Origin of the sequence: Leptolyngbya sp. FACHB-60, from assembly GCF_014695775.1 — a bacterium.
In the GTDB taxonomy this organism is placed as follows: Bacteria; Cyanobacteriota; Cyanobacteriia; order Phormidesmidales; family Phormidesmidaceae; genus Nodosilinea.
The window spans coordinates 14,974-28,957 of sequence record NZ_JACJOX010000073.1; the positions used below are offsets into that span (position 1 = coordinate 14,974).

The following is a 13,984-nucleotide window of genomic DNA, read 5'->3' on the forward strand; positions in this document are numbered from 1 at the left end:
CGGCTACAAAAGGTTAGCAGCTCCAAAGGGAGGCGTCACTTTCTGGGTCAAATAGATGAGCTTTTTCGGAGGCGATCGCCAGCCACACCTCATCGCCAATGCGCACCACCTCGTCGGGGGGAATCTTGGCCAGCAGCGTTAGACCCTCGGTCTGCACCGTCAGGTAGGTTTCGCTGCCCAGGGCCTCCAAGTGGGTGATGTGACCGCGAATGTTTTTGGGTGCGGGCAGAGCCAAACTGAGGTGCTCGGGGCGAATGCCCAGCAGTGCTCCGCGGTTGTCGTAGGGCAGCAGGCGATCGTCCCAATCGCTGGGCAGCGACAGGCGAAACTCAGGATGCACCAGCAAAAATGGAGCCTGCACCTGGACGGGGATGACATTCATCGGCGGCGAGCCAATAAAGCCAGCCACAAAGCGATTGGCGGGGCGGTTATACAGCTCTAGGGGGGTGGCCACCTGCTGAATTTGACCCAGATTCATCACGGCGATGCGGTGGCCCATGGTCATGGCCTCTACCTGGTCGTGGGTAACGTAGATGGTGGTAATGCCCAGCTGCCGCTGCAAATTCACGATCTGGGCGCGGGTTTCCATCCGCAGTTTGGCATCCAGGTTTGACAGAGGTTCATCCATCAAAAACACCTGGGGGTTGCGAGCCATGGCCCGACCCAGGGCCACCCGCTGCTTTTGCCCACCTGAGAGCTGCCGAGGCTGGCGGTTGAGCAGCAGGTCAATTTGCAGCATCTTGGCCACGGCCCGCACCCGTTCGTCGATCAGCCGTTCGGCCTCAGAGATGTAGCGCAGGCTGGGGGGCAGTCGGCGGGTAACTGAGACCAAGGGCTTCTCCCACCAGCGGCTTTCGGTGAGCAGGCGCTCTAGCTCCTGGTTGGCGGGAGAGTCGCTGGGGGAAAGCTGCTTGCCCGACTCTAGGGAGGGCAGGGATTGTTCGAGGTCGGCCCCCATGCGGCGCAGGCCGAAGGCGAGGTTGTCGTAGACCGTTAGGTGGGGGTAGAGGGCATAGCTCTGGAACACCATGGCGGTGTCGCGCAGCTTGGGGGGCAGGTCGTTGACTTTGCGATCGCCCACCCAAATGCTACCTCCCGTAATCGCCTCCAGCCCCGAGATCAGCCGCAGCAGAGTGCTTTTGCCGCAGCCTGAAGGACCCACCAGCACCATAAACTCGCCGTCCTCAATGGTGAGGTTGATGCGCTTGAGCACCGCCGCCGCGTCTGGCTCTGCATCTGGCTCAGTGGCCTCTGCCCCATGGGATTGGCGAGATTTAGGAAAGGTTTTGTAAACGTTTTCGATTGCGACTTGGGCCACGGGGAACTGAGCGGGTAAAGGGGTAGGAAGACAATTCTGAAGTGATGCTGAGTAAAGCTACCCTATACCCCCTTTGAGGTTAAGGGGATACAGGGATTCGGCGTTGACAGCGGCAGGTGGGGGGCCTTGGGGGCAGCGTAGCGAGTGGTTCACGGCTAAGGTCAACGCACCCTACGGCAAGCCGGTAACGCCAAAATCGCCAACCTAAAATCCAAAATTTATCTTACTCTGCTTCGGCTAAGGTGCTCTGATCGGGCGGGGTGATGCGAATCACTTGGGTGATGGTTTCGCCTTTGTTGGGTTTGACAATGCGATCGCTCTCCCCAGCCCTGCCTTGCCGGGGCACCGACGCGATGGGGATGACGGCGGTGCGCTCAGCGCTGGTAAACACCGTCACGGCTTCCTTGGGCACTGCGGGCAGTAGCGCCATCAAGCTGTCAGTCTTGAGACTAAATTGAAATGACTGAGTGCCAATGTCGCCGCGCTTGGCCACCCGCAAACCCTCTACCGGCAAACGCTTGGCATAACCCGCCGCCGACACCAGCAGCAGGCAGTCTTTGCTCGACTGAACGGCCACACAGCCGGTCAGGGTTTCTTGCTTGCCCATGCGAATCCCCTGGGGGCCTTGGGCCGCCCGGCCCATGACTTGCAGGTTGTCATCATCAATCGGGAAGCGCAGCAGTCGGCCGCCGGTGGTTCCCAGGACCAGGTCGTCGCCGGGCTCGGCCAGGGTCACATAGGCCAGCTCGTCGCCGTCTTTGACTTTGATGGCGGTGAGGCCGCGCCCAGTGAGGTTGGTGAATTCTTTCAGCGGGGCGCGCTTGATTTTGCCCTTGCGGGTGACGAGAATCAGGTCGTGCTCTAGCAAATCGTCACGAATGACAAGCTGAGCCACGATCGCATCGGCGGCAGATGGCACCGAACCCGGTAGCAGCTGTACCAGAGGTGCCCCCTTGCCCTGACGCGGGTTGGTGGGTACCGTGCCGACGGCAACGGTGAAGGCTCGACCATCGCGGGTGAGGGTGAGCAGTTCGTGGGTTGTGAGGGCCGCTTCAACTTGCACCACCGGGTCGTCGTCTATCTCGTGGAGTTTGGCGTTAGTGTCAACCTCTAGCCGGGCCTGCCGCCGTTGGTACGATTTTTGCGAAAACCGGCGCACGTAGCCTTTTTGAGTAAACTCCACGACCGTCGCTTCTTCGACGGTTTCGGCAATGATGTCTTCGACCTGTTGTGATTCTTCCGCCCGTTCGGCGTCAGTTTGAATGCGGGTGCGGCGGGGGTCATTAAACTTCTTTTTGAGCGCCTTCAGCTCTTTTTTCATCGCCTTGAGCAGCTCTTTGCGATCGCTCAGCAGGCGGGTGAGATCGTCCCGACGCTGGCTGAGTTCGGCAAAATCGTTCTCTAGGCCCTGGCGCTCCATGCCGGTGAGCTTGCGCAGAGGCATGGCTAAAATCGCGTCCGACTGGCGCTCGCTGAGGTCAAACCGCTGCTGAAAGGTCTGCTTGGCGGTGGTGCCGTCGGCGGCGTTGCGCAGAATGTCGATGATGGCATCCAGGTTATTTAGCGCCGTGAGCAGGCCCTCAGTGATGTGCAGCTTGGCTTCGGTTTTTTCGAGCTGGTGCTGGTAATGGCGGGTGAGGGTAGTTTCGCGAAAATCGAGAAATGCCTGCATGACATCGCGCAGAGGCATCTGGCGGGGCTGGCCGTCATCCAACGCCAGCATAATCACGCCAAAGTTGGTTTGCAGCGGCGTGGTGCGGTAGAGATCTTGCAGCACCCGCTGGGCGGGGGTGTCGCGTTTGAGTTCGATCACGACTCGCATGCCGTCGCGATCGCTCTCATCCCGGATATCCGCAATTCCCTCTAGCCGCCCCGCGTTCACTAGCTGGGCGATTTTCTCAATCCACCCCGCCTTATTCACCTGGTAGGGCAGCTCGGTAACGATGATCGCGTTGCGCCGCTGCCGCCCCCGGCCGGGGTGCACTTCTTCAAACTGGCAAATACCGCGAATGGGAATGCTGCCTCGCCCGGTGCGGTAGGCATCGAGAATGCCCTCGGTGCCAATGATCTCGCCCCCGGTGGGAAAGTCGGGGCCAGGGATGAGGCGAAACAGGTCGTCGTCAGAGAGGGTAGGGCGATCGATCATCGCCACTAGGCCATCGATCACTTCGCCCATGTTGTGGGGCGGAATGTTGGTGGCCATGCCCACGGCAATGCCGGAAGATCCGTTGAGCAGCAGGTTAGGTAACTGGGTGGGCAGCACCACCGGCTCCTGCTGAGAGCTGTCAAAGTTGTCGCTAAAGTCGACCAGGGCCTCGCTGATATCGGTCAGCATGGCCTCGTTGCTGATCGGTGACAGGCGCGTTTCGGTGTAGCGCATGGCCGCGGGAGGGTCGTTATCGACCGAACCAAAGTTGCCGTGGCCATCTAGCAATGGGTAGCGGCTGGAGAACGTCTGCACCATGCGCACCAGGGCCTCGTACACCGCCTGGTCGCCGTGGGGGTGATATTTACCCAGCACGTCGCCGACTACGCGGGCGCATTTGCGGTAGGGGCGATCGGGGGTCAGCCCCAGTTCGTGCATGGCGTAGAGAATGCGGCGGTGCACCGGCTTGAGGCCATCGCGCACGTCGGGCAGAGCCCGGCCCACAATCACGCTCATGGCGTATTCCAGGTACGACCGCTGCACCTCGGTATGGAGCGAGGTAGGCACAATCTGCCCAGCAATGATGTCGAGTTGGTCGGCCATGGGCGGGGATCCTGGATGAAAAAGGGGGAACGGGGTAGGTGGGATAGACCAAGCCGTAGCTGGGTTTAGCCATAGCCTAGGCCTGAATTGGCATTTCGAAGCCTAACGCACGGTCTAAATTTAATCGGCCTTAATGAATCGGCGTTAACAATGCTGTAACTTATAGGCAAGCTTGTGGGTATGGCAAGCATTTGGGCACTTTAGTCTATCCGCCATGGGGCACTTGTCTAAAAAAGCTTACCCAGGAGGGCCAGGGCTGTTGCTACCCCGGCTGCCTAGATGAAGCTGGCGCATCAACCCAATCATTTCCGTTCAAAGACCATATTCCTCTGATGACAGGGATGGACACACACAATGAAGACCGTCTTACTCGTTGAAGACGACCTGGTGAATGCCCGAGTATTTTCTAAGATATTGACCAAGCGTGGGGGCTTGGCGGTTAAGCACACAGAAGATGTTGAAGAGGTGATGACCATTGCCCGCAGTGGTGAAGTTGACGTGGTTTTGATGGATGTGTCGCTGGCCCACAGCATGTACCAGGGCAAGCCTATGGATGGCATCAAAATTACCCAGCTGCTCAAGGCCGACCCCGCTACGGCTAACCTACCGGTGATTTTGGTGACGGCCCACGCCATGGAGGGCGATCGCGAGAATTTTTTGAGCCAGAGCGGTGCCGATGGCTATATCTCGAAGCCGGTGATCGACCATCAAGAATTTGTGGATCAAATCAAGGCGACCATAGGGGATACCGAATAAGTACATTTGTACTTTATCTGCCGGGTTTTCGCAACCTGCTCCGCAATAGTCTCGTTATCAATCACGAGAAAGCAGTATTCCCCGGCTTTGAGCCTCTGGCTTAGCTGGCAACATCTGGGAATATCCTCCGAAGGATCTAAAAAGCACTCCTACGACTCTGCTCAATCCCTCTTCTTGAGGGATTGAGCAGAGTGTTTCAGCATTTGTCGGACATCTCAGGCTAAGAACCAGAGTCCAAGATTTAAGCTCTCACCCTACCCACAGGTTGTTCTGAGTCTATCGAACCCCCAGTATCTCTACCTTAGCGTGCAGAATAATAGGACAGCTCGATAGGGGGTCAGCGCCTGGAAAGAGCCTTAGTTATTTTGTAGATTGAGTGACGCGCTAGCAGCACCCAACAAACCTTCCTAGTTTTGAGTTACAGGTCGTTTTGCTCCACCTACATCTCCTATGACAGTGGCTGGCAATTGGGATGAGCTGCGGTTCCTAGGCCAGGGCAATTCGCGCCGCGTCAAGCCTGCGGCATCTCAAACCTGGGGACCAACTCGCGTCGAGCATCCCTCTAGGAATCGCGACTATACTCTGCCTGCTGGTGAATTAGCTTGGCCACCAGCCCCGTCCAGCCGGTTTGGTGGCTAGCTCCCAGCCCAGAGCCATTGTCGCCGTGGAAATATTCGTAAAACAGCACGTAGTCACGCCAGTGAGGATCAGATTGAAAAGGATCGCTGCTGCCGTTAACGGGCCGATAGATTTCTGAACTTGGTTCAAAAATGGCGATCAGCCGCTGAGATAGCTCACTGGCGACCTCCCACAGATTCATCCAGCGTCCAGAACCGGTAGGGCATTCGACCTTGTAGTCGTCGCCTAGGTAGTGGTGAAACTTTTGCAGCGACTCAATGATCAGATAGTTGACCGGAAACCAAATCGGCCCCCGCCAGTTGGAATTGCCGCCAAATAGCCCGCTGCTCGACTCCGCCGGTTCGTAGTCAACTCGGTACTCTTGGCCATCGACGTGAAAGCTGTAGGGGTGCTCGGCGTGGTATTTCGACAGGGCGCGAATGCCGTAGGGGCTGAGGAATTCGGACTCATCCAGCAGTTTTTCGAGCAGGCGACGCAGGCGATCGCGCGGTTCGACATGGCCCAATGTGGCGTAGCACAGAGCCAGCATGCGCCGCGCTCCGGTGCCCTGGGTTTCTATGCAGGCCACATTTCGCTTCAGGTTGGGGCGATTTTGAATGAACCATTCCAGCCGTTCGGCGAAGTTGGGCAGTTTTTCCAAGGTTTTGGGTTCCAGGGTTATGACTGCACAGAGGGGAATTAGCCCGACCAGCGAGCGAATTTTCATCTGAATGCGGTGGTCGCGGGCGGATCCTGGGCGATCGCCCTCTGGCAGGTGCAGCACGTCATAGAAAAACCCGTCTTCCTCGTTCCACAGGCGGGTTTGGTCATCGCCAATGTGGTTCATCGCATCGGCAATGTAGATAAAGTGCTCGAAGAATTTGGTGGCCATGTCTTCGTAGACCGGGTTCTCAAGGGCCAGCTCCAGCGCCATCTCTAGCATGTTGAGGCAGTACATCGCCATCCAGCTGGTGCCGTCAGACTGCTCCAGGGTGCCGCCGGTGGGCAGCGGGGCGCTGCGATCAAACACGCCAATGTTGTCGAGGCCCAAAAAGCCGCCTTCAAACACGTTTTTGCCCTCGGCATCTTTGCGGTTGACCCACCAAGTAAAGTTGAGCAGCAGCTTTTGAAAGACGCGCTCTAGAAAGGGCCGATGGTCGATATCTGGCCCGGTCATCTTTTGAGCGATTTTGTAAACCCGCCAGGTGGCCCAGGCGTGGACGGGCGGGTTGACATCGCCAAAGGCCCACTCGTAGGCGGGCAGCTGGCCGTTGGGGTGCATATACCACTCCCGCGTCAGGAGATCGAGTTGGCGTTTGGCAAACTCAGGATCAACCATGGCCAGAGGAATGCAGTGAAAGGCCAGATCCCAGGCGGCAAACCAGGGGTATTCCCACTTGTCGGGCATGGAGATGATATCGGCGGTATCGATGTGCCGCCAGTGGCGGTTGCGGTTACGACCCTCCGGCGGCTCTGGCATGGTGGTATCGCCCCGGAGCCACTGCTCTACTGAGTAGGTATAGACCTGCTTGCTCCAGAGGAGGCCTGCGATCGCCTGCCGCTGAATTTGCCGCTGATCGTCACTCAGCTCAAAGGGGGTAAGGGCCGTGTAGAAGTCATCTGCCTCCTGCCGCCGAGTTTGGAAAATTGTCGCAAAGTCATCACCAAAGGGGTGTTCCAGGATGGGCTGATTTGTTAGCCGGAGGCGCACTGTCCGCCGCTCCCCTGACCCTAGGGAAAGTTGATAGTGGGGCGAGACTTTGGTGCCTACTAAGTCAGGATTCACTGCATCTTTTTGCCCATGAATTACCGCATTGTGAATGCCGTCTTTGACGTAGGGCGAGAAATTTTCGCCGCCAAACACCGCTGCATAATTGGTCTCGTTTTCGGTGAAATACAGGGGCGGGTTTTCATCAGTCGAGCTTCCTTCGCAGTAAAGCCAGTAGTTTCCCAAAGTGGGGTGCGTGGCTTCAATCACAACATCCCCTGTAGGGGCAGACGGCCGTTTGGCCCTGTGTAGCCTCGGCTTCTCTACGTCATCACCCCAGGTCCAAGTGTTGCGAAACCACAGAGTCGGCAACAGGTGGATTGTGGCTGGCTCAGGGCCGCGATTGACCACTTCAATGGCAATTAGAATGTCTTCGGGGTCGGCCTTGGCATATTCCACAAATACGTCAAAGTAGCGATTTTCGTTAAAAACACCCGTATCCAGCAGCTCGTACTCGGGCTGGTCGCGCCCCCGCCGCTAGTTCTCAGCCACCAGGTCGGCATAGGGGTATTCGGCCTGAGGATATTTGTAGAGAAACTTCAGATAGCTGTGGGTGGGGGTGCCGTCGAGGTAAAAGTAGTATTCCTTCACGTCTTCGCCGTGGTTGCCTTGGCTGCCGGTCAACCCAAACAGGCGCTCCTTGAGCACAGGATCGTTCCCATTCCACAGCGCCAGGGCAAAGCAGAGCTGCTGCTGGTCGTCACAGATGCCGCCTAGGCCATCCTCGCCCCAGCGGTAGGCACGGGCGTGGGATTGTTGGTGGGAAAAATAATCCCACGCTGAACCCGTAGCGCTATAGTCTTCGCGCACGGTGCCCCACTGGCGATCGCTCAGATATGGCCCCCACTTCTGCCACGGCGTTTGCGATTCGTGGGTCGCTTTTAGGCGCTGGTGCTCTGGGTTCATGGGGCTAGAAGAGAGTTTGTTCTTCTCTAGGATGAGCCTTAATTCTGAGAATGACTTGGGGCTGACCTAGAAGTCTCAGTCACTCCTCGATTCGGGCTTCAACTCGGGCCGGTGGCGATCGCGTGGGAGACAGCCTTCTCAGAGACTCCAAATCTAGCGCTCAGGTTCGCTGGGCAGACGCCTAGGCTGAGATCAGCTGGACCGCCCCTAGTCTATTCACCCAGTGATCAGGATTGCGACCCTTGAGTGACTACAGAAACACAACCCACGGCAAGCTAAAGATGTTGACCGCAACTGCCCAACCTCAGCCATTGAAGAATTTTTGGCTACATCCCAATGGAGCGGCCCTGGCGATCGCTGTGGCCTGTGCTCTGGTAGCTGGTTGGCTGCTGCTTGAGACTAGCCCTGACCTGCTCAACCCCACTGCGCTAAAGCCAACCCTCCAGCAGATGGGGGCTTGGGGGCCGGTCATCTACATCGCTGTGCTGGCGCTATCAGTGGTGGTGAGTCCGGTACCGGGTGCGCCCCTGGCGGTTGCGGCTGGCATGGTGTGGGGCATGCCAATGGCCGGCATCTACAGCGTCATCGGCGGATTATTAGGGAGTCTGCTCGCCTACTTTCTGGGGCGCACCCTAGGCAGTGCTGCCATTCGAGCACTGACGGGTAAGTCTATCTCCGTAAACGCACACCGTGGCGAACGGTATTTGGGCTGGCTGATTTTCTTTAGCCGCCTGTTTCCGGTGCTGCCCTTCGATGGGGTGAGCTACGGGGCCGGAATGCTCAAGCTCTCGGTCAAGGTTTATGCGGTGGCCACGCTGCTGGGCATGATTCCCTCCACCTTTTTGTTGAGCTATGCGGGGGAATCTTTTACCACCACCTTGCCGCACGTGGCGATTTCACTGCTGCTGTTGCTGGTTATGGTGGGTCTGCCCTGGCTGGCTTATCGCTACAACTGGTTTGGCTTTCGCGACACTATCCGCATCGAATGAACGATGGAGCTAAAGCAGGCTAGCTGTAGCAAGAGAACGAAAATAGAAGAACGAAGCATGAAAATAAGGCCGGATAGGCTTTAATCCTGGCATTTTAGGCGGTTATAACCCAGACTTTAGTTGATGTGTGCCCAATCATTGGGGTTGCGCTCAGTGATCGGCCAGGGTTTCAATCAGCAAGTCTACCTGCTGCTGCTTTTCGTGCAGATAGGTTTCGCACTGCTGGAGCGCCTGCACGGCCTGCTCAAACTGGCTCAGCACCGCCGCCAGGGGCAGGCTGCCCGATTCGAGGTCAGCGATGATGCCTTCAACGGTGGCAACGGTAGTTTCGTAATTCCAGGGGTCGGCGGCTTTTTTAGGCATGGGAGTTGGGGGTGGATGGAGATGGGAGAGTTAAGGGGGCGGAGGGATGGATTTGAGTGACTTGGACGGTGAGGTAGCCCTGGGCGAGTTGTACCTGGAGGGATTGGCCGGGGGTGACGCTGCTGGTTTGGGTGACGAGTTGGTTGGCTTCGTCGCGGACTAGGGCATAGCCTCGCTTAACGACGGTGTCGGGGTCAAGGGTCATGAGGTGGCTGCGCAGGGCAGCGGTGCGATCGCTCGCTTGGCGCATTTCCACCTGCACCCCTTGCACCAAGCGGCGCTTGAGCTGCTTGAGGTGAATGATTTGCTGCTGCACGCGCTGGTCGAGGCGGGTGCGCAGTAATCGCTGGCCGAGGCGGTGCACATCGCTTTGGGCGTTGAGCAGGTGTTCAGCGGTGAGGGTTTTGAGCAGGGCCACGCGCTGGTGGTGGGCTTCGATTAAGTCGGCTAGGGCGGGGACGGCGGCGATCGCGGCAGCAGTCGGCGTATGGGCACATAGATCTGCGGCCAGATCGGCCAGCGATTCGTCGCGCTGGTGGCCAATGCCTGTCACTACCGGAATGGGGCAGTTGGCGATCGCCCGCACTACGCGCTCGTCGTCGAAACACTCCAGGTCTTCGCTGGCCCCGCCGCCGCGAGCCAAAATCAGCACCTCGGCGCGACCATCGCTGGCCACCCGATCGATCGCGGCAACGATGGAGGCGGGGGCGTTATCGCCCTGCACTGTGGCGGGCGAAAAAAGCACGTGCAGACCGGGGTGGTGGTGGCGCAGCGATCGCTGAATGTCGCCCCAAGCAGCTGCTTGGGGCGACGACACCACAGCTATAGTTTGGGGCAGAGCGGGCAGTGGGCGCTTAAACTCGGGGTCAAACAGACCCTCGGCGGCGAGCCGCTGGCGCAGCTGGCGGTAGCGCAGGGCCTTAAGGCCGTCGCCGCTAGGCAGCACCTGCCACACCGTTAGCTGGTAGCTACTGCGCTGGGGGTAGACTTTCACTGTGCCCAGGGCGATCACCTGTTCACCGACGGCGGGTAGGGTGGTAAGCCGCGCCTGCTGGCTGCGCCAGGCCACAGCATTGATGGCAGCGCCGGTATCGGGGTCAGTGAGGGTAAAAAACAGTCCCTTGGCGTGGGGGTTGGCGCTAGACACTTCGCCCACGACCCAGACCTGGCGCAGGGTGGGGTCGTCCTCTAAAACGGCCTTGATGTAGTCGACCAAACCGCCGACGCTCAGGGCCGCTGGGGCCATAGCCATAGTTAACTCAGGGTTAGTCATGCGATCTCATTCTCAGCCAAACTCCAGTGTGGGCCAGATGGCTGTGAACATCAACCGGCTCGTTGAGCTGGTCGAGTCTCGGTGGCTGTTTGGCGTAGCCTTCGTTCCCCACAAACCGTTTGTCAGTTATTTAGGCGTTGCTAAATCGAGGAATGAACCAGCAGCGCTAGACTTTGCATGATCCCCTAATTCCCCTAATTCTGGGGGACTTTGAGACTCTGTCTCCCCCCAAAATTGGGGGCTAGGGAGCAAATCATATTTTCGTTAAGCAATGCCGTTATTTAGGCCAAGCTATCGCCCACCACATAGCAGTTGCGGCCCTGGGCCTTGGCCTCGTAGAGGGCCAGGTCGGCGCGATGGATCAGCTCTCTGGGGGAGTGCTCTTTGATAGTGGGGCAGTGGCACACCAGACCAAAGCTCAGGGTTAAGTTTGAGCTTACCTGTGAGTAGTCGTGGGGCAGCGGGCACTGGGCGATCGCCACCTGAATTTTCTCGATGATCTCAATGCCCCCATTGAGGGTGGTGTCGGGCAGCAGCAACACAAATTCTTCGCCCCCGTAGCGGGCCGCCAGATCGCCGGGCCGTTTGACCACGGTGCTGAGTATCTGGGCCACCTGGCGTAGGCAGTCGTCGCCTGCTAGGTGGCCATAGTTGTCGTTGTAGGGCTTGAAGTAGTCAATGTCGCAGAGAATCAGCGACAAATATTTTTGCTGACGGCGGGCCCGCTGCCACTCTAGATCGAGGGCCTGGTCAAAACTGCGACGGTTGGCAATCTCGGTGAGGCCATCGACGGTGGCCAGTCGGTTAAGCTCGGCGTTGACTAGCTTGAGCTTTTGGTTGAGGTCGGCCTGGGTAACTTCAGCCCGCTTGCGCTCGGTGATATCGCGCACAATCACCAGCACTTCGTTTTGGCTAATGGGCACCACCCGCGACTCTTCGTGGCGCAGTTCGCTGTTGATCTCGATGGTGTGTTCGTAGCGCTGTCGGGTGCCTGTGGCTAGGGCCTGCTGCACCCATTGCAGGCGCAGGTCGGCCAGTGCCTTGGGAAAGCTGGTGTAAATTGACTGACAGCGATCGCCAGGAATTGGGCCATAGAGGGTAATCTCACCCCCCGAAATTAAGTTGAGAATATCCCCGTTTTCGTCGATGCGCATCATCAGATCGGGGATAGCTTCGAGAAGCGCCTGCTGGGTAGCCTGATGGTCTTTGAGGGCAAATTCGGCCCGTTTGCGATCGCTCACGTCTAGCGTAGTGCCGTCAATGCGAAGGGGAGCGCCCGCGCCATCGCGCACTAAGCGGGCCTGCCCGCGCACCCAGCGCAGGGAGCCATCGGCGCGAAAGATCCGGTACTCCTGGTCAATTTTGTCTTGATAGCTCAGGGCCTCAATGTCGGCCAAAAGCAGCGGGTAGTCGTCGGGGTGAATGCAGTTAAACCAAAGGTCAGCATCGGCTAAAAATGCCTCTGGAGGGTGGCCGTAGAGAGCAGTAGCGGCGGCGTTGACGTAAATGGTCTCTAGGGTTTTGGGGTCGACCGACCACACAACGCACTCCAGCGAGTTGAGAATGCTATCGATGCGCTGCTGCTGCAATTGCAGCTCAGCCTGGGTAATCTCTAGCTTTTCAGAGCTGCTGATGACCCACTGCTCTAGCTGCCGCGATAGGGCATCGCGCTCGGTTTCAAACTGCTTGCGATCGCTAATGTCCCGCAAAATCGACAGGTGATGATTGGGCTGAACGTGGGCTGTCGCCGAAAACTCCACCGTCTTGACGGTGCCATTGTCGAGCCGCAGCTGCTGTTCCCCCCGCATCTGCCCGGTCGCCAAAAAATTCTGCCAAACCGGCTCAAACTCCGTGTCCGTTGGTAAAAAATCGGCCACTCGTCGCCCAAGCAAAACCTCCTGGGGCAGCTCTAGCAGCGCACAGGCCGCTGGGTTTGCCGCCAGGTAATATCCCGCGTCATCGACAATGAGCATGGCATCAAGGGCGGTCTCAAAGACGCTTTTCCAGGGTAGGGCTGAGTCTAGGTGTGGGCTAGCTCCTGCCCTGTTTGCGCTAGCATTGTCCCCGCCAAGATTTGACGGGGATGCTTCCAACTCTGCGGTGGGCTCTGACTCTGCGGGCAAAGGCATGATGTGGCAGTGACTTCATCTTAGGAATTTCTGACCTTGCCAGAGTGAGCATGCAACACCCATCGGAACAACCCACGTCAAATCAGAGTGATTGTCTTTGTTAGCATGCCCCAATCCTGACGAATGCTTAAATCTAGTTGTCCTCAAATCTCTCTAAAAGTAGACTGGTTTCCTAATTTTTCTTTCCGCAGTCTAAACCGAGTGCCACTGATCTGGGGGCCGCCGTCGGAGATGGCAGCCTCCGTCACACCACCCCCCAACCGATTTGTTTACTATAAAAACAGACGCTCTAGGGGATCGTCATCCTAGAGCACGTCGGAGCCTCGACCCTGCTCAAGTTGCCGACTTGCCCAGGGAGGACTGTTTGCTGCCGCTACCCATTGGTACCGTTGCCACACCTTCGCATTAGCGCTTACATTGCCCTCCGGCTCACCCTGCATCGGCTGCGCCAAGCCGCTACTACTTGGCCCCCAGCTCAAGACTGGGTGCTGGCGGCGGCGTTAACGGTGGCGCTGGGGCTAGTGACTATTCCCCTGGGGTTGAGCAGCCATTTTTTGGCCCCTACCCTGGCCGACATTACCTGGGGCGACGGGCTGCGGCTAGCGGCGCGGGTGTTGCTGGTGCCCGCCCTGCTCGAAGAGGGGTTTTGGCGGGTGCTGCTGCTGCCTCACCCGACGGAGATCATGAGCGAGCGCCGACGCTGGCGGCTGGGTCTGCCCATGCTGGGGCTGTTTGTCGTCATGCACCCCCTCAACGCCATGACCCTCTACCCCGTGGCCTTTGCTACCTTTAGCAACCCGGTGTTTTTGTTGTCGGCCGCCCTGCTGGGCCTGATCTGCACCATCGTCTACTGGAAATCAGGTTCATGGTGGGTGGTTGCGGCCATGCACTGGCTGGTGGTGATGGTGTGGCTAGTATTTTTGGGCGGCTACAGCGCCCTGAGTCTCTAGGGCGTGTCATCAATTAAGCCAAATCACGACAGCCGCCATGTAGATTGCACTAAGAAAGGTTTCTGCGAGCTTATCGTAGCGGGTAGCAATCGCTCGATACTGCTTAAGCTTGGCAAAGAAGTTCTCAATTAGATGCCGTGCTTTGTATAACTCCTGGTCATAGTC

10 protein-coding genes and 1 pseudogene are annotated in these 13,984 nt (G+C 58.1%); 4 read left to right on the forward strand and 7 right to left on the reverse strand.

Features of this window, described 5'->3' with window-relative positions:
* Positions 1-13: 13 nt before the first annotated feature.
* Positions 14-1,318, reverse strand: a complete 1,305-nt coding sequence (locus H6F57_RS25505; RefSeq protein ID WP_190631806.1) for an ATP-binding cassette domain-containing protein — start codon at positions 1,316-1,318, stop codon at positions 14-16.
* Between the two features lie 223 nt (positions 1,319-1,541).
* On the reverse strand, positions 1,542-4,067 hold the full coding sequence (gene gyrA, locus H6F57_RS25510; RefSeq protein ID WP_190631808.1) for a DNA gyrase subunit A: 2,526 nt from the start codon (positions 4,065-4,067) through the stop codon (positions 1,542-1,544).
* Between the two features lie 354 nt (positions 4,068-4,421).
* Here gyrA and H6F57_RS25515 point away from each other — a divergent pair, with 354 nt between their 5' ends.
* On the forward strand, positions 4,422-4,823 hold the full coding sequence (locus H6F57_RS25515; RefSeq protein ID WP_190631809.1) for a response regulator: 402 nt from the start codon (positions 4,422-4,424) through the stop codon (positions 4,821-4,823).
* A gap of 562 nt (positions 4,824-5,385) precedes the next feature.
* Here the strand turns inward: H6F57_RS25515 and H6F57_RS25520 are convergent.
* Positions 5,386-8,115: pseudogene (locus tag H6F57_RS25520) on the reverse strand (glucosidase).
* Positions 8,116-8,357: 242 nt separating this feature from the next.
* Here H6F57_RS25520 and H6F57_RS25525 point away from each other — a divergent pair.
* Positions 8,358-9,104 carry a TVP38/TMEM64 family protein gene (locus H6F57_RS25525; protein ID WP_199290018.1) on the forward strand — a complete coding sequence of 249 codons (747 nt, stop codon included), beginning with the start codon at positions 8,358-8,360 and terminating at the stop codon, positions 9,102-9,104.
* A gap of 150 nt (positions 9,105-9,254) precedes the next feature.
* On the opposite strand, the gene xseB is transcribed toward H6F57_RS25525, so the two are convergent.
* A complete protein-coding gene (gene xseB, locus H6F57_RS25530; RefSeq protein WP_190631811.1) occupies positions 9,255-9,467 on the reverse strand; it encodes an exodeoxyribonuclease VII small subunit in 213 nt (70 codons plus the stop codon).
* Complete coding sequence (gene xseA / locus H6F57_RS25535; RefSeq protein WP_190631813.1) at positions 9,460-10,740, reverse strand: exodeoxyribonuclease VII large subunit; 1,281 nt, start codon at positions 10,738-10,740, stop codon at positions 9,460-9,462. Before xseA ends, xseB begins: the two co-directional genes overlap by 8 nt.
* Here xseA and H6F57_RS25540 point away from each other — a divergent pair.
* On the forward strand, positions 10,739-10,921 hold the full coding sequence (locus tag H6F57_RS25540; protein ID WP_190631816.1) for a hypothetical protein: 183 nt from the start codon (positions 10,739-10,741) through the stop codon (positions 10,919-10,921). The two genes, xseA and H6F57_RS25540, sit on opposite strands and share 2 nt — an antisense overlap.
* 100 nt (positions 10,922-11,021) lie before the next feature.
* On the opposite strand, the gene H6F57_RS25545 is transcribed toward H6F57_RS25540, so the two are convergent.
* Positions 11,022-12,869 carry a GGDEF domain-containing protein gene (locus H6F57_RS25545; protein ID WP_277873748.1) on the reverse strand — a complete coding sequence of 616 codons (1,848 nt, stop codon included), beginning with the start codon at positions 12,867-12,869 and terminating at the stop codon, positions 11,022-11,024.
* Between the two features lie 389 nt (positions 12,870-13,258).
* On the opposite strand from H6F57_RS25545, the gene H6F57_RS25550 reads away from it, so the two are divergent.
* Positions 13,259-13,819 carry a CPBP family glutamic-type intramembrane protease gene (locus tag H6F57_RS25550; protein WP_190631819.1) on the forward strand — a complete coding sequence of 187 codons (561 nt, stop codon included), beginning with the start codon at positions 13,259-13,261 and terminating at the stop codon, positions 13,817-13,819.
* A gap of 9 nt (positions 13,820-13,828) precedes the next feature.
* Here the strand turns inward: H6F57_RS25550 and H6F57_RS25555 are convergent.
* Positions 13,829-13,984: transposase (locus H6F57_RS25555; RefSeq protein WP_190507635.1), on the reverse strand; the 156-nt coding region annotated here is incomplete at its 5' end.